This window comes from Pseudomonas sp. TWP3-2, from assembly GCF_049897765.1.
Lineage (GTDB): Bacteria > Pseudomonadota > Gammaproteobacteria > Pseudomonadales > Pseudomonadaceae > Aquipseudomonas.
On record NZ_JAFCWW010000006.1, the window covers coordinates 80,821 to 104,176 of the forward strand.

Genomic DNA, 23,356 nt, shown 5'->3' on the forward strand with positions numbered 1-23,356 from the left:
TGAATCCCATGAAAGACATGAAGAAACCCCGTGCCCGCGATTTGGGTATTCAGTTCGGCCAACTGCAGCCCGGTCCGCTCAATGCCATCACTGATGTGCCGGGCGTGCGGGTCGGCCACAGCGATGTGCGAGGGCGTACAGCCAACGGCCGCGACATCCTGACCGGTGTCACGGTCATCGAGCCGCGTGCCGGCTCTACCAGTCAGCAGCCGTGTTTTGCTGGCGTCCATGTGTTGAACGGCAACGGCGACGCCAGCGGTCTGGAATGGATTCGCGAAGCAGGCCTTTTGACCAGCCCCATCGCTTTCACCAACACCCACAGCCTGGGCGTGGTGCGCGATGCGCTGATTGCGCTGGACCGTGAACAGCAACCGGATGACGGCCGGCTCTACTGGAACATGCCGGTCGTGCTGGAAACCTTCGACGGTTTGCTCAACGACATCAACGGATTCCACGTGAAGCCCGAGCATGTAGCCGAAGCTCTGCTCACTGCGCAGAGTGGTCGGGTAGTCGAGGGCAATGTCGGGGGCGGGAGCGGCATGATCTGCCATGAATTCAAGGGCGGTATCGGAACGGCTTCGCGGCAGATGAGCAGTGCCGAGGGTGGCTGGACTGTGGGGGCTATCGTTCAGGCCAACCACGGCATCCGCAATGAGTTGCGGGTCGATGGTTACCCGGTCGGACGCTACATGGAAAAGGCCGACTCACCGTTTCTCAAAGCTTCGCTGCCGCATCCGGGTATGGGTTCGATTGTGGTTTGTCTGGCCACCGACGCGCCATTGCTGCCACATCAATGCACGCGCCTCGCGCAGCGCGCCAGCCTGGGCCTGGCTCGAACTGGAGGGGGCAACGAAGACCACAGCGGCGACATCTTCATCGCCTTCGCGACCGGCAACGACATGCCGCCCGCGGCTTATGAAAGCAAAAAAGCGCCGACCTGCGACAACCTGCGCATGGTGAATAACGATCACATCAGTGAACTGTTTCTGGCCGCCACTGAAGCGGTCGAGGAGGCGATCATCAATGCATTACTGGCAGGCGAAACGGCTGAAGGTAATGGGCATGCCGTGCCGGGGCTGGATGCCGAGACGTTGCTAGGCGCACTGCATCTGGCTGGTTGGCCGGGATCGGCGCAAGGCTAGTTCATCGAGCATCAAAGGGGGGAGCGCACCTATTTAATGGAAACTGGCACAGCTGTTGAGGTTTCGGGCCAAAAGGTCATTGCATCGGCAGCTGATCGATAGGGTGGATCCGTATTTCCGTCACGATTGACTGAACGTCGTCAACTCGCCTTGCGATAGCGTATCGGACTGATGCCGGTCCAGGCAGTGAAGGCACGGACGAATGAGTTACCATCCTGGAAACCCAAGAGAAAGGCGATTTCCCCAGACGACAAGGTCGAGTTGTTCAGATAGTGCCGGGCCAGCTCGGCACGGGTGGCGCCAAGAATGCCCTGGAAGTTGGCGGCTTCGGCACTCAAAGCCCGCTGCAGACTGCGCTTGCTCATGGCCAGGTGACTGGCTACGGCCTCGATGGAACCCAGCCCGCCGGGGAGCATCTGCAGCAGTGCTACCCGCACACGCTCGGCGATGCCAGCCTCGGCATCCAGCATCGACAGACGCTGGCGCAGGTTGCTCGCAAAGAAGTCCCACATCTGCACATCCTCGGTTAGAAACGGCCGCACCGCATCTGCGGCGCAAAAGCGGATGCGATTGCTCGTGCCGGCGCTGACAGGCACACCGAAGAAGTCTTGATAGGCTTCGGCCTGCTGTGGCGGCTGCACCAGCGTCACCGCCAATGGCACGATCGCCAGGCGGGTCGCCAGCCGCGCCAACTGCGTGAAGAACACCAGCTCGGTGGTACACAGCGCGCGCGGCAAAGCGCCGCTATAGCCGTAGCAGCTCAGTTCGACCGTGGTGGCGTCGGCAGTGACCTCCTGCAGCAGGTGCATTGGCCCGATCAGGCGCTTGAACTCGCTCAGGCGCTGCAGGGCGACATTCAGATTGGGGCTGCACAGGCTGGCGAAAATCGGCGGATCAAAAACTTCCACCGAGAGTGCCTGGGCAATCGCCAGTGGCAGCTCCAGATCGCCTGCAGCTGTCTCCAGGCCACGCCACAAGGCAAAGTAATCGGCCGGTGTGAGGCTGGCGTCGGCGCGACTGAACAGATCGCCCGGCAAACCGGCCAGAGCCAGGACGTCGGCCGGCTGCAGCCCCAGATCGGTGATCAACAGTCTCCAGCCGCGGTGGACACTAAAACGACTCGCCTGCTTCACGGTGTACCCTTACTTCACGGTCGACAGCACCAGTTTGTCGAAAAGCCGGTCACCAAACCACTTGCGGATGAACAGCATCGGTCGTGCGTATTTGCCAGCGATATAGCGCGTTTTCGGGCGCCGTGCACGGACTGCCTGCAGGATCAGCGTGCTGATCACCTGCGGATCAGAACCACCGCCACTGGCATAGCTGCTCCGGGTGGCGGCGGCCACAGCCTGGGCCATGGGCGCGTAGGCGCCACTGCCGGAGCGCTGCAGCAGGGGCGTGACCATGACCTCACCAAACTCGGTGGAAATGACTCCTGGTTCGATGATCACCACCTTGATGCCAAAAGGCGCCAGTTCCAGACGCAAGCAGTCCGACCAACCCTCCAGGGCATGTTTGCTGGCGTGGTACCAACTACCCAGCGGTGTGTAAAGGCGGCCGCCCATCGACGAAATATTGATGATCCGCCCGCCACGCCGCTCGCGCATCGCCGGTAACAGCAGTTGAGTCAGGCGCGCCAGACCGAACAGATTGACCTCGAACTGATAGCGCGCCTCATCGATGCCAATATCTTCCATGGCGCCATACAGACCGAAGCCGGCATTGTTGATCAATACATCGACTGCGCCATGCCAGCCCTGAATGCGCTCGACGGCCGCCCGTACTTGCTCATCGCAGGTGATGTCCATCTGCAATGTATGTACGCCCAGCTGTCGCAAATCCTCCATCTGTTCCAGACGACGAGCGGCGGCGTAGACCACCAGCCCCTCATCGTGCAATGCCTTGGCGAAAGCCTTGCCCATACCTGAAGAGGCACCGGTAACCAGGGCCACTCGTGTGGGTGAATTGTGCGCGGTCATCTGCTTTCTCCTCGATTGGAATGCATTCGATGCTACGCAGCCATACTCCGGGAGTAACTCGCAGATCACGCCAATTTCAATGCCGATGGTGCCGGGTGCCGGAACAGCGCGCCGTGCTCAGGCTGTCCTCGCTGTATAAGCTGCTGAAAAACTGCTTTGCACTGCGAATGCCGACACTGAATCGCTCCTCAATTTGTATGCGCTTTCGACCATGTGTGTCATGGGACAGAAGCAACTCTGATGAGCGGCTGCTTTTGGCCGATAGCCGCCACTCAAAGAGGCCGCAACAGCAAAAAGGAGACTGATTTGTTTGTCATAAAATCATTCCCTTTTCACTTGGATTTTTTATTTTGGCAGTGGCCCACATGCTTCAATAACGTCGCCATCAGTTCGGCCATCGATAGCACCATCTGCCCCGATAAATACGTCAGTATTGGGCCATTTCGGTTTGACCCGGATGCAGTGCGATTTCCCTCCGTTGTTCCAATCAAACTCCATAAAAAACTGGCTGTTCGGGAAGATGTGGCCAGCCCCTCCAGTGGCTTCACCTGGGTAGATCTCGCCTTTCGAAATGTCATGCTGAACATTCAAAATGTATCCGAGCCGTCCCTGTCCTTTGTCAGAGAAGTGGAAGCTCACCTGCGGTGTAGCGACATACCAAAAGACGATGGGGGCGAGTAATAGCGCCATCACCCAGCGCCAGAAATGCCGTTTCGGTTTATTTGCAGACGTGGTCACGTGTGCCGTTTCCCCATTTTTCTGTCCCCATTTTTCTGCTGATGAGCGTCTGCTTCTGGCCGAATGCAGCCTCTCAAAAGAGGCAGCATTCGGCTGAGGCGATTCAGCCCATGAGGCGCCTTACTACCAGCAGTCCTCAGCAACCGATCAAACCTTCACCTCAACATTATCCAGCGCCTGATTCACCGCCAATTCCCCCAACATCACCACCTGCGCAATGCCCAGCGCAGTCTTGCGGTGGGCGGGGTCCAGCACGGCAGCAAAGTTGTGGAGCATTTCCCCAGCCGACCCCAGTGATTCACTGGCGTTAGCAAGCAGCGATTCAGTGTCGTAGGCCGTATTGGCGATGAACATTGGGTCGTGTTTGTGGTGGCTGCCCATGATGCGTTGCTTGGGACTCAGGTAATGATCGAGGGCGCGTTCGGCGGCTTCGTTGAGGGTTTTGGAATCAGGGAATTGATAGGGCGAAACTGGATCGGTTTCTGGGGGATTCGGTGTTGGTTTGATCATGAGTGAAACTCCAATGCTATTTAAAGGAGCTTTCACCCTCTCGCTACCAAACGGAGGGTGGCGGCCATACGGAGGTTGGTAGACCGGGCATTGGAACCGGCGCTTCCGAGGAAGCCCTGCGCATGGCCACCGTCAAAACAACCCACTGGGAGGGGTTGTGTCGGGGTGACGCAATGCGTCAATGCTGCGGGTCTACCAAACCCGATCACTGTTTCGCAGTGACCGGCCAACGATAGAACCCGAACCCAAGACGCACAAGCCGGCGGATTCTGGCGTAGTCGTAGGCAATGGCGCAAGCTGCTGTAGCCTTTAGGGAGTAACGTTTAGTGTCTTTAAACGCCATCGCAAAATCCGATTAAACACGCCAGCTGATTAACCTCTAGCCGATCGAATCTTCCCGAGTTCCCCGCCTGACTCTCATCACTGCTCAAGCATCAAACTCCGCCAAACGATCATCGGCTTTTCTACCGGCGGGACTATTGGCTGCATCTGCTCCGGTGCGTCGCGAGGTGGCTTTTCCTCCGGCGCAGGCGCTGGACTCTGATGCTCTGTAGCATCCACGTTATCTACTGACATGCTTCGCAATGCACTTATCTCAGTGTCACGGTGACTTTGCCCTTCGATCTGCCTTGCTCAACGTACCGCAACGCCTCAGCCGTCGATTCAAAAGGAAAGGAACGATCAATAACCGGTTTGATAACCCCAGCCTCGATCAGCGCAGTGATCTTCTGCAGTTGCTTCCCGTCAGCCCGCATAAACAAAAACGCATAACTCACCCCGTGCTTGCGGGCCTTTCTGCGGATGCCGCTGCTCAGCAAGCGCATGACTTGTCCCAGCACCCAAGACAAACCTTGTTCTCGAGCAAATTGCGCAGTCGGTGGCCCGGACAGGGAAATCAGCTTTCCACCAGGCCTGAGAACCTTGACCGATTTCGCCAATACGTCGCCGCTGAGGCTGTTCAACACCACGTCGAAGTCGCGCAGTTCGTTGGCAAAATCCTGCCGTTTGTAATCGATAACCACATCAGCCCCGAGCGCTTTCACCCATTCGACATTGGCCGTGCTGGTGGTGGTCGCAACGAAGGCGCCGAGGTGCTTGGCGAGCTGGATGGCAAACGTGCCGACACCGCCGGAACCAGCATGTATCAACACCTTCTGACCCTTTTTCAACTGGCCGATTTCAACCAGCGCCTGCCATGTGGTTAACGCGGCGAGTGGGATGGACGCCGCTTCGGCCATGTCGAGATTTGCGGGTTTCAGCGCAAGCGCGTTTTCATTCACGGCGATCAGTTCCGCAAACGTCCCGATCCGCGTTTCGGGAGGGCGGGCGTAGACTTCGTCGCCCGGCTTGAATTGCATCACCGCCGAACCTGTGCGCACGACCACGCCGGCGAGGTCATTGCCCAATATCAGTGGAAATTTGTAGGGCAGGATCAGTTTGAATTCGCCGGTGCTGATCTTCGAATCCAACGGGTTGACGCTGGCTGCATGCACCTCGACCAGAACGTCATGTTCACCGACCGCCGGGTCGGGCACTTCGCCGATCATGCCGTTGTGCTTGCCGTAGCGCTCGATAAAAAATGCCTTCATGGTTCAGACTCGAGTCAAATAACGTTGCGCCACGGCGGACTGGCGGATCTGCGTCAACAGGCCCTGACGCGCGGTTTGCAAGGCATCCCAGCGCTCGCTTTCGTGCAGCGGCGGAATGGTCACTGGTTCGCGACGGTCGAATCCAACCAGCGCGGCATCGACCAGATCACCGACTTCCATGATTTCGCTCAGGGTATTGATGTCGATCCCGGCGCGATCCCAAATCTCGGTGCGGGTGGCGGCGGGCAGCACGGCTTGCACGTAGACACCCTGAGGCGACAGTTCCAGGCTCAGGCCTTGGGACAGGAACAGCACAAACGCCTTGGTCGCTCCGTAGACAGTCATGCCGAACTCAGGTGCCAGACCCACCACTGAACCGATGTTGATGATCGCGCCGTCACCCGCTTTGGCCAGACGCGGGGCGATGGCGCTGGCCAGCCGCACCAGCGCAGTGGTGTTGAGGGCCACCAGTTGCGCGACGCTGTCGGCGCTTTGCTCGATGAAGTTGCCGGACTGGGCGGCGCCAGCGTTATTGACGAGGATGCCGATGCGCTCGTCATCACGCAGACGCGTTTCGACGGTGTGCAGGTCGCTGAGTTGCGTCAGGTCGGCCGCAAGCACTTCAATGGCAACGTTGTGTTCGCCACGCAACTTTGCCGCGAGTGTTCCCAGGCGCGATTGGTCACGCGCGACCAGCACCAGATCATGCCCGCGCTGGGCGAAACGCTCGGCGTAAACCGCGCCGATGCCGGTGGAAGCGCCAGTGATGAGAACGGTAGGACGGTTAGTCATGTTGTCGGCTCTTTTTCGGGAATGGGGATTGGGATTGATGGGCGAGCGCGGCGTCGAAATCGATTCACCTGAGGTTAGGATGATGATCGAAATCTAAACTGTCAACGGTTTTGATTACGGTCAACATCTATGTATGATCGGGCGATGAATTTCCAGCGGTAGCGAGGTAGCGAACATGCGAGTGTCCAAGGCTCAGGCCCAGGCAAACCGCGAGCACATCGTCGAAACGGCTTCAGTGGTATTCCGCGAACGCGGTTTTGACGGAGTCGGCGTGGCCGACCTGATGGCGGCCGCCGGTTTCACTCATGGTGGTTTTTACAAACATTTCGGTTCGAAGGCTGATTTGATGGCCGAAGCCTCGGCCAACAGTCTGGCGCAGTCGCTGGCCAGTGCCGAAGCGATGAGCGTGCAGGATTTCATCGACGTGTATGTGTCGAGGGATCACCGCGACGGGCGAGCCACCGGTTGCACCATGGCGGCGTTGTGCGGGGACGCGGCGCGTCAGTCGGGTGATTTGAAATTGACCTTCGCTGAAGGCATCGAGCGCACGTTGCAAACGCTCGGCGACAAATACCCGACCGGGCCGGATGCGCCGACGGGTGAGGCGAGGATGAAAATGATCGACCTGCTGGCGCGCGCGGTTGGCGCGATCATGCTATCGCGCGCCTGTCCTGACGACTCGGCGCTGGCCGATGAAATTCTGGCGGTGTGTCATGCGCAAATGAGCGAATCGTTGGCTGGTGAGTCAGAAGGAATCTAAAGGGAGAAGTCCGTGACTAAACGCCGACTCACGATTGATGACCTCAAATTGAATATTTCAATCTGCGGTCAGGGCTCACCGCTGCTCTTGCTCAATGGCTTGGGTGGCTTGATGCGTACCTTCGATCCGCTGCGTGAGGAACTTGGGGACTACACGACCATCACCCTGGACGTGCCCGGCGTCGGCAAATCACAAATGCCGCGTTGGCCAATGCGTCTGCCGCGCCATGCCGATTTGATCGCCGAGATGCTCAAGCAATTGGGCATCGACCAGATCGACGTGTTCGGCGTAAGTTGGGGCGGTGCATTGGCGCAAGAGTTTGCCCTGCGTTATCCGAAAATGGTGCGCCGGCTGATCCTTGCGGCGACTTCAGCTGGCCCGGCGATGCTGGTGAAGCCTGCCGACATCCTGGATTTTTTTGGCGCAAGCAAAACCGCCAACCTGCGCAAGCAAGAAGGCTCGTGCAATTCGATACAGACGCTGCTGCGCTTGGGTGTGGCGAAGCGCATGCTAACGACAAACCCGCGAAGCTATTTGTACCAACTCGCGGCTCTGGTCGGCTGGACCAGCCTGCTAAGGCTTTTCCGTCTGCGCCAGCGCACGCTGATTCTCACCGGCGAACGCGACACCCTGGTTCTGCCGTACAACGCGCACATTCTGCGCCGCAGCATTCGCCGTGCTGAACTCCAGGTCATAGAGGGCGAAGGGCATTTTTTCGTGGTGACGAGCGCCAGGCGGACTGCCGAAGCAATCCGCGAATTTCTCTGCAAGTGATTGCGACACCTTAAAGTCTCGATACTCCCGGCACATCCATATTGATTTTGCGCCAGAAAGCCTCAGAGAAGCTGTACACCGAGAAGGCAATCAGCCCGAAGGCCATCACCATCAAAATCAGCCATCCAGCGGGGAGATTCTGCAGTGCGTCGAGGGCTTCCTTCATGCCGGGTGGATCCATGGCTTTATAAGCGGAACCGCTGATCGCCAACAGCAACGCAATCTCGATAAACACCACCCCACGGGCGATCAACCCGAAGCGCGACACCGGGCGCACGTAGCGCATGACGTCTTCGTCGGCCTCAAAGTATTTTTCGAACGACGCCTTCCAGCCTTTGATGATGTGAGCAATGCCTACGCCCAGCGGAATCAGGGCGACCACATAAATCAACAAGTTCGAGTAATCCCAAGACAGAAGATGCGCCAGCCAATCTTTGGTTTGCCCCCCGGAATTGCCCGAGCTTCGAATACCGCTGATGAGCAGGCCCAGTGCAAAAAGCGCCAGAGCGCCATTGACCAGACCTCCTGCAAACAGCCCCGCGCGAATCACCAGACCTTTGAGATTTTTGCCGTGATGATCGACATCACGCGTCGCTTGCAGCACGCGCCAAGCCGCAAATGCCAGCAGACCCGCCACCACAAGCCCGACTAAAAAATACCCGAATGGCTGAGCCAACAATGCTTCCAGGCTCTTGTGGCTATCCTTCGGCTTTGTCGAATCCTGTGCTGCCAGCAGCGCGAAAATACCGATGATCAGATAAAGCACTCCCCGCGCGGCGTAGCCTCCCCGAGCGAGTAGTACAAGACTGTGTTGTGCGGACATGGGTTGTATTTCCAAGAGGTAATAAAGAGCAGACCAGTCTTGCGGGGATGGGTTCTGTTGAGGTGGAGCAGGTTTGACTGGAATCCAAGTCCCTCATCTCTTTACGGGGAGGCGAGGCTGAAAATGTCGAGTGCTGTCTTATGAACAACCACTAATTTATGATGCGTCATTACCGATTCTGGAAGCGACCCGATGAGTACACGTTCCGACCTTCTTGCCAGCGCTGAGATTTTGTTGCGTACCAAAGGCTATGCCGCATTCAGCTACGCCGACCTGGCTGAGGAGATCGGTATCAAGAAAGCGAGTATTCACCATCACTTTCCAACCAAAGAGGGGTTGGCGATCGCCATCGTCGAGAGTTATCTGTTCCGCTTCAAGAATCAGCTGGAAAGCATCGACGATACACATCCCCTCATTATCGACCGACTTAATGCGTTCGCCCTGATGTTCGCGCACAGCAGCGAAAGCGCGTTGCTTCCGCTGTGTGGCGCCTTGGCAGCCGAGCTATCGGCTTTGCCTGAAAGTCTGAAAGAGATGACACGAGATTTTTTCGAAATTCATCTGAATTGGCTTCACGCCAATATTGTGCGGGGCCAGAAGGCTGGTGAGCTCAAAACCGAACTCGACAACGTCAAGGTTGCACGGCTCATCTTGAATACGCTGGAAGGCGGCAGCTTTGTATCTTGGGCGCTGAATGACAACTACCAACATTTTTCCGGTATCGATTTCATTTTAGATGGACTGCGCACTACCGGGACGCAGCACTGAGGCTCAACCATACGGTAATCGTCTCGGTCGATGGCCGTTCTCATTGCGGAACAAAACAATCTGTTGATGATCAACCTACCAGTTGGTAGGCTTGTTTCTCTTTCGGGCTACTGCCCAGAATTCAAGAGGAACAAGCATATGAGTAACAACCTGAACGGTATCGATGTCGCCGCGCTCCAGCAGTTTGCCCAAGGCGTAGCCGAGGATCAGACAAAACGGCTTGCAAGCTTTAACGTAAAGACCGAGTGGAAAGGCCAGACCCGTTCCGTGGCAAAGGTCAGCCGTTACAGCCTGGCGGGTGAAACCTATGCGCGGGATTTCGAAATCACTGCCGACGAACCAAACGAATTACTTGGACAGAACTCCGCACCTAATCCGCAGGAACTGCTGATGGCGGCTCTCAACGCGTGCATGTCGGTCGGTTATGCCGCCAACGCCGCAATGATGGGCATCAAGATTCACAGCCTGGAAATCGAAACTGATGGCACGCTCGACCTGCGTGGCTTTCTTGGTATCGATGAAAGTGTTAACCCGGGTTACGACGAAGTGAGTGTGGTGATCCGCCTGCACACCGACGCATCGCGTGAGCGCGTTGAAGCATTGCACAACGTGGTGCTCAAGACCTCGGTCAACTACGCCAACTTCTCCAGGGCCATCCGCATGGTGCCGACGCTCGAAGTTCTTGAGGGCTGATCGTTTTAGTCTTCGACATTGAACGATGAAGCCGGTTTGTATGACACAAAAAAGCTCCTTGGACATTGAGTACAAATGCACTCAACGACCAAGGAGCTTTTTATTTGAAAGTGCCGCTGATTATTCACTGGCCCGCAGTTTCAATTATGTCTCACTCGGGATTCAGGCGGTGGCCGCTGCATATGCCGGGTAGTCGGTGTACCCCTTGTCAATCGAATCGCTGACACCGTAATAGGTTGCTCGATCTCCCTCAGCCAATGGCCAATTGTTCTGCATACGCTCTACCAGATCCGGGTTTGCAATGTAGGGCGTGCCGAAAGCGATCAGGTCAAGTTCACCTTTGGCCAGCTCAGACTCCGCAAGTTCTTTGGTGAAGCCGCCAGCAGCCATCAAGGTGCCTTTGTAAACTTCGCGGAATGCGGCGCCAAAACCCGGAGGTGTTTGTGCGGCGACGATGGTGGGTTGGTAGTTCAGGTGAACGAACGCCAGTTCGCGCTCGTTGAGCGCCGCCGCCATGCTCATCCAGGTTTGTTCTTCGCCGTCGTACACGCCGAAGTCATACAGACGGCCGAAGGGCGACAGGCGTACACCGATCTTTGAGCCACCGATTTCAGCTGCAATTGCATCAATGGTTTCCAGCAAAAAACGCTGGCGATTGGCGATGGAGCCACCGTACTGGTCGGTGCGGGTATTCAGGGTGCTGCTCAGGAACTGGTCGAACAAGAAGCCATTGGCGGCCATGATTTCAATACCATCGAAACCGGCGTCCATGGCCATACGCGCAGAGCTTACGAAGTCCGCAATAACGCGTTGCACTTCAGCAGTCTCCAACGCACGGGGTGCGCTGGGTTGCACCGGGCCTGACTTGCCAGGCTCGATCCAGGCATAAACCGTGGTATCGACCGCAGCCACCGTGCCCGAGGAGACTGGCACCATGCCATGCACCGAGACGTGGGACATCCGGCCAACGTGCCAGAGTTGCGCAAAAATCTTGCCGCCCTTGGCATGCACTGCGTCAGTCACTTTGCGCCAGCCAGGCAAGTGCTCATCTGCGTAAATACCCGGCGTATAAAGATAACCGCGAGCCTCGTCGGAAATCGGCAGGCCTTCGGTGATCAACAGGCCGGCGGAAGCGCGTTGCGCGTAATACAGCGCGTTGGACTCATTTGGAATGTTGTCCAAAGTCCGGGTGCGAGTCATGGGGGCCATAACCACTCGATTCTTGAGCGCGGTACCTGAAAGATTGTACGGGGTGAACAGCTTATTCATGATTGATCTCGACGTGGTTGACGAATAGAGGGCCGGCGGTGGATCAGGACTTGTCGAACGCGTCGAGCACGTGAGTGCTGTAGACCAAAGCGGCACCGGCATTCATGTTGATTGCCACGCCCAGGGCTTCAGCAACTTCTTCGCTGGTAACTCCGACTTTCTTCGCTTCTGCAGCGTGGAAAGCGATGCATCCGTCACAACGCGTAGTTACGGCTACGGCCAGGGAGATCAGCTCCCGAGTCTTGGCGTCCAGATGATTGGTTTTCGCGCCAGCGGCACCGAGCGCTGCCATTCCCTTCATGGTTTCAGGGCTCAAAGCGTTGAGTTCCATCAGGCGGGTGTTGATGTCTTTGCGAGTTTGCTTCCAGTCTTGCATAGGATTCTCACGAGAGTAGAGATACGGTGGGAGTCGCGTTGGTAAATCTGCGAAGAACACTACCATCCAGTTGGTAGGCTATCAAATGCCGCGCGTTGATATTAGCTATCAACGCTATTTCTACTGTGATGAATCGAGTGCAGATTGGATGCAGATCACGAGGCTGACAGATTGAGCATTCGGGTTTTGCGTGAGGTCCCGTTTTTCACCCGGTTTCCCATCGCGTATCTCTACGCGCAAGAAAATTTGAACCGCCTTCACACGCGCACGCCTAATGATCAGCGTGCGGATAATCCCGCAGGCATTTTGCCAATGTCGGCATACTCCGAGAGGTGGACAACGTGGCTAAAGACGAGAAGAAAAGCAAAAGTGACGCTTCGAAAGCCAGCAAGGACTTGAAAGACAAAAAGTCATCGCCGGAAAAGAAATCAGCAGCAGCCTCGGCTCTGTCGAAATCTTCCGACAAGAAAGACAAGAAGAAAGACGCCGAACCGAAGAAATCTGCAAAGAAAGCTGACAGCAAGCCGGAAAAGGCCAAGAAATCCGAGAAGTCGGACAAGCCGGCGAAGAAGAAAAAGTGACATCTACGATCAGCCAGGGCTTTACGCCCTGGCTTTCTGGTTAAAGCGGACGGATTTATTTACCGAACAGCCGTTCGTGAAAAAATAAATCTGTCCCCATTAAGAAATCTTACGCAACTGCGCCGGACTCACTCCAAGGCGTTGCCTGAAAACCGTCGTCATATGCGCCTGCGAGTTAAACCCGCACGCCAGCGCAATCTGCGCCAGACTCGCCGCCGAATCGCGCATTTGCGCCCGAGCCTTGGCCAGGCGCCGGTCGATCAGATAGCTATGCGGACTTTTCCCCGTCGCCTGCTTGAAGGCGCGCATGAAATAACCTTCAGACAACTCGAGCAATTCAGCCATCGCCTTAATACTCAGCGGCCCATCGAGTCCGGCGTCAATGAACTCATCCAGCAAGCGCATCCGATTACCGGTCAAGCAATGCAGGTGTTCAAAGGACAAATCCCCCTGCACCCGCTCAGCCATCGCCAACGCCCAAGCTTCGATATCGTCATCAACCGAGGCCTGCAACGACGCCCGGCGCATTTGCAGCGCCAATTCAATCGCCTGCGGATCAAGCCGATTACTGAACTCCCGATCCCCGACCAATGCCGCGCCATCAGTGCGAATCACCCGCAGATATTCGCCACCTGAAGGCGACTCGGACAACACGTCACACCCCACCGGCACGAATGCCAAGCCATTGGGCAGCGCGTCGAACGGCCGCACCCGGTCACTGCCAATCGCGTGTACGCCGCGCTGGCTGTCGAAGGCAAAGCCAATCGCCGATTGACTCGCCACATAGCGCGTTGCGTAAGCGGCGCCGGGCAGTAATTCAATCGCCCACGGCCCGGCTTCGATTCGGCGAATCGTTTGCGCGGCGGGCGAGAGCGGTGGGCGATTTCGGGAATTCATGACCTGCATAGTAGTGAAGTGCCAAAGCAAAAGTCAGGTGAGTTTTTTGAAAGCCGACGTGTTGCGCCCGCGCCTAGACTGGGCACAATTTCAGGGAGACGACTCATGCACACACTGACTCGCGACGATATCGAACAAGCTGCGCAGCAGGTTTATCAGGTTATGCAGCCGACGGCGCAATACCGCTGGCCATTGCTGGCCGAGCGCTTGGGCTGCACGGTGTGGGTCAAGCACGAAAACCATACGCCGACCGGCGCGTTCAAGGTGCGCGGCGGTATTACCTTCATGAACTGGCTGCGTCGTGCGCATCCGCATGTGAAGGGCATTGTCTCGGCGACGCGCGGCAATCACGGGCAGAGTCTGGCGCTGGCGGCAAGCGCGGTGGGTTTGCAGGCGTTGATTGTGGTGCCGGAAGGTAACTCGGTGGAGAAAAACAACGCCATGCGCGGCTTCGGCGGGGAAGTGGTCGAGTGTGGAAAAGACTTCGATGAGGCCCGCGTGGAAGCCTGGCGTCTGGCGCAAGCGCGCGATCTGTATCTGGTCCCGCCGTTCCACAAGGAATTGGTCAAAGGCGTGGCGACCTACGCGCTGGAGCTGTTCACTGCCGCGCCGGATCTGGACACGGTGTATGTGCCAATTGGCTGCGGCTCTGGCGTTTGCGCCGTGATCGCCGCCCGCGATGCCCTGGGCCTGACCACCGAAGTGGTGGGCGTGGTATCCACCGAGGCCGCCGCTGCGAAGTTGTCGTTTGAAGCGCAGGAGATCCGTGAAACCGCCTCGGCCAATACCTTCGCCGACGGCCTCGCGGTGCGCATGCCGATTCCCGATGCGTTCGCGATTTACGGCGCCGGTGCCGCGCGCATCGTCTCGGTCAGCGAAGACGAAATCGCCGAGGCGATCCGCGTGTATTACACCGACACCCACAACCTCGCAGAAGGCGCGGGCGCGGCGGCGTTGGCCGCGTTGATGCAGGAGCGCGGGATGATGGAAGGCAAGAAGGTCGGGGTGATTTTGTCCGGCGGCAATATTGATCGCTCGGTGTATGCGCGGGTGATCGGCGAGTAGAACTTCAGCAAAACTTAACCCCGCCGGAGTGCAATGAATGAATCCGGCGGAGCTGTGCTTTGAGGGTCAGAGCGCGGCTTTCACCTGCAAACCGACCACTAATGCGTTATCGATGTCCTGCCCGGAGAACGCTCCCGGTTCGATGATGTATTGCAGGTTCGGGCGCAGGGTCAGCCAAGGCGTGGCCTGATAACCGTAGCCGAGTTCGATCAACTGCTCGGCGCTGTCCAGATTGGACAGCGGCGTGCCATTGGCCAGCGCGGCGTCTTGCAGCACATCGCGGCTGCGCGGGTTGGGCACGGCGCGGCCGTAACCGAGGGCGAGGGTGTCACGCGGGCGACCTTCGAACGGTTTGTACAAAACCACGCCCGTGCCGTACCACTTGCTGAACGGCGAGGCCGCTTGGCTGGCCGCCGAATACTGGCCGAAGGCGTGCAGGCTGTGGCCCTCGGAAGTCGGCGAGCGCCAGACAGCTTGGTCGATCAGCAGGTAATGGCCGCCGCGACCGGACACTTCCTTGTCGCTGCCGATGCGTTTCACGTCGGAACTGTCGTAGTAGTAACCGAGCTTGTATTCGCCGGGCAGGCTGCCGGCGTGCTTGTACACCAGCTCGATCGGCACCACGGTGCCAGTGGTGTGTTTCGGATCGAGGTGCCAGGCGCGGCTGGAATTGCCGTTGCTTTCCGGGTCGACGTTGAACGCGGCCACGCGCAGTTGCCAGGAGGACGACAGGTCGTATTTGACCCGCACGCCGAGGCGCGCATTCGGGTAGTTGGTCCAGCCGCTGCCGCCGGACATGTTCAGCGGGTGGCCGCAGAATCCGGCGTTCATGAAGTTGCACAGGATGCCGCTGTCGAGGCCGCCGAGGTCGTTGCCCATGGCCATGTAGCCGAGTTTGACGTTGAGCGCCGGAGTGAACAGGCTGCGCTCGTAGCTCAATTCGGTCAGGCGCGTGTAGAGGCCGCCGTAGTTTTCCTGAATCGGCAGACGGTTGCCAACCAGGTCTTCGGAAGCGCTGTTGCCGCGTCGGTCGTTGATGCTCAGCTGGACCTTGCCGGCGTTGTCCACGCCATACAGTTTGCTCAGGTCGAACTGCACGCCGAGCTTGATGTTCTGCGAGTAGCGCGCCGAGCGGTGCAGGCCGCCATCGGCGTTGTACGCGGTCTCGCCGCTGTAGTCGCCGGTGAACTTGACGCCGTCTGCATCGAGCTGATGGCGCAGGCCACCCCAGTCGCCGGTCAGGGTGTTGCGTGTGAATACATTGAAGTCGGTATCGGCGAAAGCGGGCAGGGCGGCGCCGCAGGTCAGGCCTGCCAGCAAGGCGTATTGAGAGAAACGAGACATGTGAATCTTCCTGCTGAAATCTGAAACGCGGGACAAAAAACGACGCGGCACCCGAAGGTGCCGCGCACTGTTGCGATGAAGGTGGTTGCTGCGATTTACGGCAAGGCGTACGCCATCACGTAGTCGCCACGGTCGGTCGATTGACGCGCACCACCAGCGGTGATCACGATGTATTGCTTGCCGGTTTTCGGCGAAACGTAAGTCATCGGGCCGCCCTGACTGCCGACCGGCAGACGCGCTTTCCAGACTTCTTCACCGTTGCCGCTGTTGAAGGCGCGCAGGTAGAAATCCTGAGTGCCGGCGATGAAGATCAAGCCACCCTGAGTCGACAGGGTGCCGCCGAGGGTTGGCAGACCGATCTTGATCGGCAGGTGCATGCGGATGCCCAGCGGGCCAGTGTCTTCAACGGTGCCGACCGGCACTTGCCAGGCGACTTTCTGCGTCTTCATGTCGACCGCGGTCAGGGTGCCGAATGGCGGTGCCTGACACGGAATGCCGGCCACCGACAGGAAGCGGTTTTTGTTCACCGCATACGGCGTGCCTTTCAGCGGAACCGCGCCCATGCCGGTGTTCAGCGCTTCGCCACCGGAGGTTGCCTGACCTTTGTTCTGCGACGGGATCATCTGAATCCACAGGCCCAGACGCATGTCGTTGACGAAGATGAAACCGTGCACCGGGTCAGTCGAGATGCTGCCCCAGTTCATGCCACCCAGCGAACCGGGGAAGCTCAGAGATTTGTCGGTGCCCGGTGCGGTGTACAAGCCGTCGTAACGCATACCTTTGAAGTCGATCCGGCACAGCAACTGGTCGTACGGCGTGGCGCCCCACATGTCGGATTCGGTCAGGTGTTGCGCACCGATCTGCGGCATGCCCACCGATTTTGGCTGGGTTGGCGAGTACGGTTCATTGGGGATGTTCGCGGCTTTGACCGGTACTTCATCGACCTGAGTCAGTGGTTTGCCGGTGGCGCGGTCGAGCACGTAAATCTGCCCGGCTTTGGTGCCGATCACCAGCGCCGGTACGCTTTTGCCGTCCTTGGTGAAGTCGATCAGGCTCGGCTGCATCGGCAGGTCGAAGTCCCAGAGATCGTTGTGCACGGTCTGGAACACCCACTTTTCGGCGCCGCTGCTGGCGTCCAGCGCGAGGATCGAGGCGCCGTAGGTGTGATCGAGTTTGCTGCGTTCGACGCCATAAATGTCGGTTGAAGAGCTGCCCATCGGCAGGAAAACCGTGTTGGTTGCAGAGTCATAAGACATCGGCGCCCAGCTGTTCGGTGTGCTGCGGACGTAAGTGCTGCCGTCGGCCGGAGCGTTGCGATCCTGCGGGTTGCCCGGATCGAATGCCCAACGCATGGCGCCAGTGATCACGTCGAAACCACGGATCACGCCGCCCGGCATATCGGCTTGCACGTTGTCGGCAACCCGACCGCCAACTACCACGGTAGTGCCGGCCATCAGCGGCGCGGAGGACAGTTGATAGTAGCTGTCCGGGACATCGCCCAGACCGGCCTTCAGATCAACCTGACCGTTGTTGCCGAAACCCTGGCAGAACTCGCCGGTGTCGGCATCGACTGCGATCAGACGCGCGTCGATGGTGTTGGTCAGCAAACGGCGCGTGCAGTTGGCGCCGGGTGCAACTGGCGTCTCGGTAACCGGCGAGTTGCCCGGTTTGGCGACGGCGGTGCTGGCGTCGAAATAGGCCATGCCACGGCAACGCTGCCAGACTTTCGACTGGGCGTTGATGGCGTTTTTCCACAGTTCTTTACCGGTATCGGCATCCAGTGCGATGAGGTTGTTGTGCGGGGTGCAGATGAACACTTTGTTGCCGATTTGCAGCGGCGTCAGCTGGTCTTCGGCGCCATTGCCGTCGCTCTCGGCGATGTCGCCGGTGTGGTAGGTCCACGCGACTTTGAGTTTGTCGACGTTGCTGCGGTTGATCTGATCCAGCGCAGCAAAGCGGCTGCCGCCTTCGGTATTGCCGTAGTGCGCCCAATCCTTCTGGGCCTTGTCCGGTGCAACCGGGGTCAGGCCCGGGCCGGTGCCGGTTGCGGCGGCGGTCGGATGCGCAACGAACATGTTGCCGACAGCAACGGCCAGGCCCACTGCCAGAACAGCCGCAACCGCATAAGCACCACGCCCGGAAATGCCACCGTTGGCACGTTTGAGCAGCGGATAAACCAGCGTCACGGCAAGGCCGACGGCACTGAACATGAACAGCCGCGAGAACACCGGCCAGAATTCCAGACCCACATCAACCACGGCCCAGATCGCCGTGCCGAGCAGAAACGCGGCGAACAACCACGCGCCAGCAGGCTTGTAGCGAGCGATCAACAGACCGGACACGGCCATCACCAGACCGCCCACCAGGAAGTACCACGAGCCTCCCAGACTGACCAGTTTCACGCCGCCAGCAGCGAGTGCCAGGCCGAGCAGGGCGATGATCACCCCGAGCCCGACCAATATGATTTTTGATACGCCGGAGACGCGTTGACTTGGCTTCACGTTGGGAGTCCCATTGGAAATGAAGCGGAGATTATATAGGGAGCTATCTATTTAGTAACTGTTTAGTTCAAAGTTGAAAAAAGCCGTGGATCGCTTGGGATCTGGGAGCGCGATTCCACACTTCAGCGTGGCGCAGATTCGGTAAATGGCAAGGCACGCTTCAAAGCCGCTGGCCTCAAAAGGTGACTGCAGTTTGATATTGAATGGCCACATCCTTAGACTTGCGCGGTTTTTCAGTCCGCTCATTTCCAAGGAAGGCCCATGCAGCCCAACGATCCAACCCTTCGCCATTTCGGTGAAGTGCTCGAGCATTACAGTTTTCTGATTCCGGATTACCAGCGTGGATATTCCTGGGGCGAAAGTCAGTGGCAGGCGCTGTGGCGGGATATTCAGAATGTCGCGCGTAGCGGTGCCGAGCAGCACTTCGCGGGCATGATGCTGGTACGTCCGTGTACGCAGAAAAAAGGGCCGCCACGAGTTGAGGTCGTCGACGGACAGCAGCGACTGATTACGGTGATCATCCTCGCGAATGCGCTGCGTACCTGCCTCGGTGAGGCGCCTCAGGACTTCGCAGTTGAGTTCAAGGGCAACAAGGAGCTGCAGGATTATTTTGACTTCTACGCTTTAGGCAATGCTGATGCTGAATCCAGCCTCTCGCGAGAGCCCTCCAGCTATGCGTTGAGTCTGAAGGCGGCTGCGGTGTTCTATGGCGATTTGGTCACGCAACTGTCCAACGCGGAGGCTCAACAGGTGTTGGGTATCCTGCTGGACAAGTTTTGCGTGTTCTTGCTGGCGGTGTCGCCAGCGTTCGATATTCACATTGCGTTTGAAACGTTGAATAACCGCGGGCGCCCGCTTTCGAAAATGGAGCTGCTGAAAAACCGGCTCATCTATCTTTCAACTGTCGTCGCCCAGCCTGGCGACAATGCCGCGGACTTGCGCAATCTGGTTCACGAGGCGTGGAAGGGCATTTATCAGGCTTTGGGGCGCAGTGAAAAGACCCAGCACCACGACGATGAGTTTCTGTTGGCGCACGCCACCGCTTATTTCAAGCGCAAGCGCGAGGCTGACTGGCTGGAAAACACCCTGTTCAACGACGTGTTTACGGTTGGCAATGAGCAGACCACGTTCGCGTTTATTCAGGAGTACATCCAGAGCCTGCAGAGCGCGGCGCAATGGTGGTCGCACATTCATTCGCCTACCTTGATGCCGTCGGGGCACCAGAAGCAACTGGATCGACTGGAGCATTGCGGCTTTGCTTTTTTCAAACCGCTGATTCTCTCCGCTTACTTGCGTGCCTCCTCAGGTATTCGTGGCGCAATCGTCAGCCCTCACGAGCACACCGCTGCGTTGGCGTGCGTCGACACGCTATTGGCGGAAATCGAACGCTTCATCGTAGTGGTCTTGAGACTTTCAGGAGTCCGAGGAACTACCGGAAGAGCTGACATGGAATCCGCTGCCTACACGTTGCTCAAACCTGGCAGGGATGGTTTTCTTGCGGAAGAGAACGGGATACACAAACTCAAGAACCATGAGGCCATTGAGCTGACCTCCCGCTTTGTCAGAGCCAGCGCGAGTAATGTGGGATACGAAGATGGAAGCTTTGACGATGACGAGTTTCCATGGGAGGGATTCTTTTACCCGAGTCAGTTGCAAGCGCACATCGAGCGGCGTTTTCAAAAAGGTGATGGCTTCTATAAATGGGATTTCACCCGTCTGGCTCTCTATGAGTACGAAGCCAGTTTCCACAAGAACGGCAACAATCCCGTGAAGATTCCTTGGTCGGATTTTCATTTTGATGAAACGGTCGAGCATATATTTCCGCAGAATCCATCCGGCGCCGGACGCGCTTATTGGGACGAGAAAATCCCTGTCGACGGCCGCTCAAACCGCCATGGGCGAATTACCAAGGCGCTGCAAAACTCGCTGGGCAATTTGCTGTTCCTGTCCCGCAGCAGTAATTCGGCGGCCTCTAATGATGCCTACAGCATCAAGCAGGGACGCACCGAGACTGGAAAACGTGTCCGCTACGAAAATACGAGTTACTCGGCCACAGAAGTGGCTCAATCCTTTCGCGAATGGAATGCGCAAAGCATCGCGGTCCGCGGTGTGGCGTTGCTCAAATTTATCGAGCAGCGCTGGGACATCGAGTTAACGGCGACTCCCAACGACCTCAAAAGCTATCTGCCACTGTGCTTTGGCTTACCAGGCGAAGCTATCAAAGAGGGCAAGGCCGGGAAAATATCCACGCGCAGTTTGAGAATGAAACAGGTCAACTGAGCGGCAAGAGTCTTTGCATAGGGCGTTGAGAGCAGGTAAGCCCGCTCTCAACGCTGTCAGTCTTCAGCGTGGGCTTCAAGCTGCTGCGGGTCTATCAACAACGGCAAATCATCTTCGCGCACGCCTTCGTCCCTCAGTCGCGCGCGAACTCTTGCGGTTTCTTCCACCAGGTCGAAATCGCAATCCAGCGGAATGTAGACCTGATCCCACATCTCCAATATCCGGTACTGGATTCGGCAGCCGTTCGATTGCAGAAATGCACCGAATTGCTGATCGGTGGGACGTGAAAAGTCCGAGCACCAGTAAGGCAACTTTCGGGCGAAATAGCCTCTGGCGATTACCAGATGGTGATGGAAGCTCTCATTCAAAATTGTGATCTCCGTGCTGGACAGATGGTTGAGCTGTGACACTGATCATTTTTCCCGCAGTGTTCGCTGGATCACATCAACAAACGCCCTTACCAACGGACTGCGCTCGCGCTTTCGCGTCAATAACAGCAGGGGGGCGGTGGCGCCAGCCTCGGCTAACGGGCGATAGCTCACGCCGCGTTTGTCCAGCGCTTGTGCGCATTGCGGAACGACAGCGACACCACGACCGGCGGCGACCAAAGCGATAATCGAGGTGATCTGTTTGCCCGTCGGCGCCGGTAAAGGCGTCAGCCCATGGCGGCGATACAGCGCTTCGATGATGTCATTCAGGCCAGAACCATAGTCGGTCGGAAAGGCAATCAACGGGTAGGCGCTCAGCTCGGCCAGTGTCACTTGAGCCTGGCGGGCGAGTGGGCTGTCGCTGGCAATCGCCGCGACCAATGGTTCGTTGTCCAGGCAGATGGCCTGAATCTCTGCATCGTCTCCGGGCGGCTGCATGCGACTCATGCCGATGTCGAGCCGACCTTCGATAATCTGCGCACACTGGGTGCTGGAGGCACCTTCTTCCAATGTCAGTTGCACGTCCGGATACAGCGAGCAGAACGCCTGAATCGTCTGGCTGAAGATGTCCGACAGCGCAATCGAGCTGGCGTAGCCGACCGCCAGATGGCCAACGCTGCCGGCCGCCAATTTGCGGGTGATGGCTTCGGTGAGGTCGACCTGCTCCAGCACCGCCCGGGCGTAGGGGAGGAAATGCCGGCCCTCGGAGGTCAGCGTCACGCTGCGGGTGTTGCGGTCGAACAGGCGAAAACCCAGTTCGCTTTCGAGTGCCGAAATCTGCCGTGTCAGCGGTGGTTGGGCAGTGTTCAGGCGCAACGCGGCACGGCCAAAGTGCAACTCTTCGCTGACAACCAGAAAGCAGCGCAGGCGGCGGAGATCGATCATCGTCATCCTTGGGTATCAATCGGTCGAAAATAGGTATTGGATCCTTTCGTCGGCCCATCTTATAAAACTGTTTAAAAATATTACGAAGTTTTTCACCCCTCCACGGAATGGACAGATGACCCGAAACAGGCTGCTGGCACTGCAAAACGTTATTCCTGTCCCGGTGGCGGCATTGGGCGCATGGATCGGCTACATGACCGGGTTGCCGCTTGGCGAGTTGATCGGTGCGATTTGCCTGGTCACCGCGCTGAGCAAAATGGGCGTACGCATGCGCATGCCTTACCCGTTTGTGGCCGCGGTGCAGTTGCTGCTCGGGGTCAGCGTCGGCTCGATCGTCACCGCGTCGATGATCAGCGAGTTAAGCGATGTGAGCATTCTGGTCGGCCTGCTGATCTGCATGACCACGCAGATTTTTGTCGGCTACAACTGGCTGCGGCGCATGGAAAAGTGGGGGCATATCGAGAGTTTGCTCGGTTCGATTCCGGGGGCGATGGCGGCCGTGATGACGGTGTCGGGCGAGGAGGGACCAGCGTCCGGGCGCATCGCGTTCGTGCACATCGTGCGTCTGCTTGCGCTGCTGCTGGTGGTGACGATCATTGCCGGTGGGCATGCCGACAGCGTGGCGCCCGCGCTGGGCACTCTGGACAACTACCTTGGCGTCATTCCGCCGGCGATTGCGGCAGTCGCGCTCGGTTATCTGCTGGAGCGCTTTGATGTGCCGGCGCCGTACATGCTGACCGGACTGATTTGCAGCGCAGCGGTGAATGTGGTTTTCCCCCAAGCCCATCTGCGTGTGCCCGACCCGCTGGCAATCGTCGCGCTGATTCTGCTCGGCGGGCTGATCGGCATTCGCCTCAAAGACATCACCCTCAAGGACTTCGTGCGCTACATCCGCGCGGGTCTGGTGGTCACCGCGCTGACCTTTTGCACGACCCTGGCGGTCGCGTTCGCGTTCAGCAAACTGACCGGCAAACCGTTTCTGGCGTTGTTCATGTCCTGGGTCCCCGGCGGCGTCGAGGTGATGACGGCCGCGGCGTTGCTGCTTAAACTCGATCCGGCGTTTGTCATGCTCAATCATGTGGTGCGCATGTCGATCATCCATATTTCGCCGGCGTTTCTGCCCAAGCGTTTGCTGCAAGAGAATCCTTCAGCCTGATTGAGC

23 protein-coding genes are annotated in these 23,356 nt (G+C 58.0%); 9 read left to right on the top strand and 14 right to left on the bottom strand.

Going from position 1 to position 23,356, the window contains the following annotated elements; genetic code table 11:
• The first annotated feature begins 8 nt into the window (after positions 1-8).
• Positions 9-1,142 (top strand): P1 family peptidase, encoded by a 1,134-nt coding sequence (locus tag ACP7EE_RS11310; RefSeq protein ID WP_426234562.1) that lies wholly within the window; start codon positions 9-11, stop codon positions 1,140-1,142.
• Between the two features lie 140 nt (positions 1,143-1,282).
• On the opposite strand, the gene ACP7EE_RS11315 is transcribed toward ACP7EE_RS11310, so the two are convergent.
• From ACP7EE_RS11315 to ACP7EE_RS11340, 6 genes are all read right to left on the bottom strand, one after another.
• A complete protein-coding gene (locus tag ACP7EE_RS11315) occupies positions 1,283-2,230 on the bottom strand; it encodes an AraC family transcriptional regulator ligand-binding domain-containing protein (RefSeq protein ID WP_426234563.1) in 948 nt (315 codons plus the stop codon).
• A gap of 54 nt (positions 2,231-2,284) precedes the next feature.
• A complete protein-coding gene (locus ACP7EE_RS11320) occupies positions 2,285-3,121 on the bottom strand; it encodes an oxidoreductase (RefSeq protein WP_426234564.1) in 837 nt (278 codons plus the stop codon).
• Positions 3,122-3,466: 345 nt separating this feature from the next.
• Complete coding sequence (locus ACP7EE_RS11325; protein ID WP_426234565.1) at positions 3,467-3,859, bottom strand: hypothetical protein; 393 nt, start codon at positions 3,857-3,859, stop codon at positions 3,467-3,469.
• 147 nt (positions 3,860-4,006) lie between these two features.
• Positions 4,007-4,369 carry a DUF6124 family protein gene (locus tag ACP7EE_RS11330; protein ID WP_420650226.1) on the bottom strand — a complete coding sequence of 121 codons (363 nt, stop codon included), beginning with the start codon at positions 4,367-4,369 and terminating at the stop codon, positions 4,007-4,009.
• A 590-nt stretch (positions 4,370-4,959) separates the two neighbouring features.
• Positions 4,960-5,958, bottom strand: coding sequence for an NADP-dependent oxidoreductase (locus ACP7EE_RS11335; RefSeq protein WP_426234566.1), 999 nt, complete (start codon positions 5,956-5,958; stop codon positions 4,960-4,962).
• 3 nt (positions 5,959-5,961) lie between these two features.
• On the bottom strand, positions 5,962-6,750 hold the full coding sequence (locus ACP7EE_RS11340; protein ID WP_426234567.1) for an SDR family NAD(P)-dependent oxidoreductase: 789 nt from the start codon (positions 6,748-6,750) through the stop codon (positions 5,962-5,964).
• Positions 6,751-6,925: 175 nt separating this feature from the next.
• Between ACP7EE_RS11340 and ACP7EE_RS11345 the strand changes: the two genes are divergently transcribed.
• Both ACP7EE_RS11345 and ACP7EE_RS11350 read left to right on the top strand, forming a co-directional pair.
• Positions 6,926-7,510, top strand: a complete 585-nt coding sequence (locus ACP7EE_RS11345) for a TetR/AcrR family transcriptional regulator (protein ID WP_426234568.1) — start codon at positions 6,926-6,928, stop codon at positions 7,508-7,510.
• A gap of 12 nt (positions 7,511-7,522) precedes the next feature.
• Entirely contained in the window at positions 7,523-8,284 is a 762-nt protein-coding gene (locus tag ACP7EE_RS11350; protein ID WP_426234569.1) for an alpha/beta fold hydrolase, read from the top strand.
• 10 nt (positions 8,285-8,294) lie between these two features.
• On the opposite strand, the gene ACP7EE_RS11355 is transcribed toward ACP7EE_RS11350, so the two are convergent.
• A complete protein-coding gene (locus tag ACP7EE_RS11355; protein ID WP_426234570.1) occupies positions 8,295-9,107 on the bottom strand; it encodes a DUF1206 domain-containing protein in 813 nt (270 codons plus the stop codon).
• Between the two features lie 192 nt (positions 9,108-9,299).
• On the opposite strand from ACP7EE_RS11355, the gene ACP7EE_RS11360 reads away from it, so the two are divergent.
• Together ACP7EE_RS11360 and ACP7EE_RS11365 are read left to right on the top strand one after the other, a co-directional pair.
• Positions 9,300-9,875 (top strand): TetR/AcrR family transcriptional regulator, encoded by a 576-nt coding sequence (locus tag ACP7EE_RS11360; protein ID WP_426234571.1) that lies wholly within the window; start codon positions 9,300-9,302, stop codon positions 9,873-9,875.
• 138 nt (positions 9,876-10,013) lie between these two features.
• Positions 10,014-10,568 (top strand): OsmC family protein, encoded by a 555-nt coding sequence (locus ACP7EE_RS11365; RefSeq protein ID WP_426234572.1) that lies wholly within the window; start codon positions 10,014-10,016, stop codon positions 10,566-10,568.
• A 162-nt stretch (positions 10,569-10,730) separates the two neighbouring features.
• Here the strand turns inward: ACP7EE_RS11365 and ACP7EE_RS11370 are convergent, their stop codons facing one another.
• Together ACP7EE_RS11370 and ACP7EE_RS11375 are read right to left on the bottom strand one after the other, a co-directional pair.
• Entirely contained in the window at positions 10,731-11,837 is a 1,107-nt protein-coding gene (locus ACP7EE_RS11370; RefSeq protein WP_426234573.1) for an alkene reductase, read from the bottom strand.
• A 43-nt stretch (positions 11,838-11,880) separates the two neighbouring features.
• Complete coding sequence (locus ACP7EE_RS11375; protein ID WP_420650234.1) at positions 11,881-12,213, bottom strand: carboxymuconolactone decarboxylase family protein; 333 nt, start codon at positions 12,211-12,213, stop codon at positions 11,881-11,883.
• A 341-nt stretch (positions 12,214-12,554) separates the two neighbouring features.
• On the opposite strand from ACP7EE_RS11375, the gene ACP7EE_RS11380 reads away from it, so the two are divergent.
• Complete coding sequence (locus ACP7EE_RS11380) at positions 12,555-12,794, top strand: hypothetical protein (RefSeq protein ID WP_426234574.1); 240 nt, start codon at positions 12,555-12,557, stop codon at positions 12,792-12,794.
• Positions 12,795-12,893: 99 nt separating this feature from the next.
• Here the strand turns inward: ACP7EE_RS11380 and ACP7EE_RS11385 are convergent, their stop codons facing one another.
• A complete protein-coding gene (locus tag ACP7EE_RS11385) occupies positions 12,894-13,691 on the bottom strand; it encodes a helix-turn-helix transcriptional regulator (RefSeq protein WP_426234575.1) in 798 nt (265 codons plus the stop codon).
• A 105-nt stretch (positions 13,692-13,796) separates the two neighbouring features.
• Between ACP7EE_RS11385 and ACP7EE_RS11390 the strand changes: the two genes are divergently transcribed.
• Positions 13,797-14,756, top strand: a complete 960-nt coding sequence (locus ACP7EE_RS11390; RefSeq protein ID WP_426234576.1) for a threonine dehydratase — start codon at positions 13,797-13,799, stop codon at positions 14,754-14,756.
• 66 nt (positions 14,757-14,822) lie between these two features.
• Here the strand turns inward: ACP7EE_RS11390 and ACP7EE_RS11395 are convergent, their stop codons facing one another.
• Entirely contained in the window at positions 14,823-16,100 is a 1,278-nt protein-coding gene (locus tag ACP7EE_RS11395) for a carbohydrate porin (RefSeq protein ID WP_426234577.1), read from the bottom strand.
• A gap of 95 nt (positions 16,101-16,195) precedes the next feature.
• Entirely contained in the window at positions 16,196-18,601 is a 2,406-nt protein-coding gene (locus ACP7EE_RS11400; protein ID WP_426234578.1) for a glucose/quinate/shikimate family membrane-bound PQQ-dependent dehydrogenase, read from the bottom strand.
• 261 nt (positions 18,602-18,862) lie between these two features.
• On the opposite strand from ACP7EE_RS11400, the gene ACP7EE_RS11405 reads away from it, so the two are divergent.
• Positions 18,863-20,881: a GmrSD restriction endonuclease domain-containing protein gene (locus tag ACP7EE_RS11405; protein ID WP_426234579.1), complete on the top strand. Its 2,019-nt coding sequence runs from the start codon at positions 18,863-18,865 to the stop codon at positions 20,879-20,881.
• A gap of 56 nt (positions 20,882-20,937) precedes the next feature.
• Here ACP7EE_RS11405 and ACP7EE_RS11410 read toward each other — a convergent pair whose 3' ends face one another.
• Both ACP7EE_RS11410 and ACP7EE_RS11415 read right to left on the bottom strand, forming a co-directional pair.
• Positions 20,938-21,249, bottom strand: a complete 312-nt coding sequence (locus tag ACP7EE_RS11410; protein ID WP_426234580.1) for a hypothetical protein — start codon at positions 21,247-21,249, stop codon at positions 20,938-20,940.
• Positions 21,250-21,294: 45 nt separating this feature from the next.
• Positions 21,295-22,194, bottom strand: a complete 900-nt coding sequence (locus ACP7EE_RS11415; RefSeq protein ID WP_426234581.1) for a LysR family transcriptional regulator — start codon at positions 22,192-22,194, stop codon at positions 21,295-21,297.
• A 115-nt stretch (positions 22,195-22,309) separates the two neighbouring features.
• Between ACP7EE_RS11415 and ACP7EE_RS11420 the strand changes: the two genes are divergently transcribed.
• Positions 22,310-23,350: an AbrB family transcriptional regulator gene (locus ACP7EE_RS11420; RefSeq protein WP_426234582.1), complete on the top strand. Its 1,041-nt coding sequence runs from the start codon at positions 22,310-22,312 to the stop codon at positions 23,348-23,350.
• Positions 23,351-23,356: the final 6 nt, after the last annotated feature.

What these genes read in the sequence shown, in the direction of transcription:
- ACP7EE_RS11355 (WP_426234570.1), bottom strand. Translation starts at nt 9,107, where the DNA reads ATGTCCGCACAACACAGTCTTGTACTACTCGCTCGGGGAGGCTACGCC.
- ACP7EE_RS11340 (WP_426234567.1), bottom strand. Translation starts at nt 6,750, where the DNA reads ATGACTAACCGTCCTACCGTTCTCATCACTGGCGCTTCCACCGGCATC.
- ACP7EE_RS11405 (WP_426234579.1), top strand. Translation starts at nt 18,863, where the DNA reads ATGCAGCCCAACGATCCAACCCTTCGCCATTTCGGTGAAGTGCTCGAG.
- ACP7EE_RS11335 (WP_426234566.1), bottom strand. Translation starts at nt 5,958, where the DNA reads ATGAAGGCATTTTTTATCGAGCGCTACGGCAAGCACAACGGCATGATC.
- ACP7EE_RS11420 (WP_426234582.1), top strand. Translation starts at nt 22,310, where the DNA reads ATGACCCGAAACAGGCTGCTGGCACTGCAAAACGTTATTCCTGTCCCG.
- ACP7EE_RS11375 (WP_420650234.1), bottom strand. Translation starts at nt 12,213, where the DNA reads ATGCAAGACTGGAAGCAAACTCGCAAAGACATCAACACCCGCCTGATG.
- ACP7EE_RS11360 (WP_426234571.1), top strand. Translation starts at nt 9,300, where the DNA reads ATGAGTACACGTTCCGACCTTCTTGCCAGCGCTGAGATTTTGTTGCGT.
- ACP7EE_RS11330 (WP_420650226.1), bottom strand. Translation starts at nt 4,369, where the DNA reads ATGATCAAACCAACACCGAATCCCCCAGAAACCGATCCAGTTTCGCCC.
- ACP7EE_RS11390 (WP_426234576.1), top strand. Translation starts at nt 13,797, where the DNA reads ATGCACACACTGACTCGCGACGATATCGAACAAGCTGCGCAGCAGGTT.
- ACP7EE_RS11365 (WP_426234572.1), top strand. Translation starts at nt 10,014, where the DNA reads ATGAGTAACAACCTGAACGGTATCGATGTCGCCGCGCTCCAGCAGTTT.
- ACP7EE_RS11320 (WP_426234564.1), bottom strand. Translation starts at nt 3,121, where the DNA reads ATGACCGCGCACAATTCACCCACACGAGTGGCCCTGGTTACCGGTGCC.
- ACP7EE_RS11385 (WP_426234575.1), bottom strand. Translation starts at nt 13,691, where the DNA reads ATGAATTCCCGAAATCGCCCACCGCTCTCGCCCGCCGCGCAAACGATT.
- ACP7EE_RS11395 (WP_426234577.1), bottom strand. Translation starts at nt 16,100, where the DNA reads ATGTCTCGTTTCTCTCAATACGCCTTGCTGGCAGGCCTGACCTGCGGC.
- ACP7EE_RS11370 (WP_426234573.1), bottom strand. Translation starts at nt 11,837, where the DNA reads ATGAATAAGCTGTTCACCCCGTACAATCTTTCAGGTACCGCGCTCAAG.
- ACP7EE_RS11310 (WP_426234562.1), top strand. Translation starts at nt 9, where the DNA reads ATGAAAGACATGAAGAAACCCCGTGCCCGCGATTTGGGTATTCAGTTC.
- ACP7EE_RS11345 (WP_426234568.1), top strand. Translation starts at nt 6,926, where the DNA reads ATGCGAGTGTCCAAGGCTCAGGCCCAGGCAAACCGCGAGCACATCGTC.
- ACP7EE_RS11415 (WP_426234581.1), bottom strand. Translation starts at nt 22,194, where the DNA reads ATGATCGATCTCCGCCGCCTGCGCTGCTTTCTGGTTGTCAGCGAAGAG.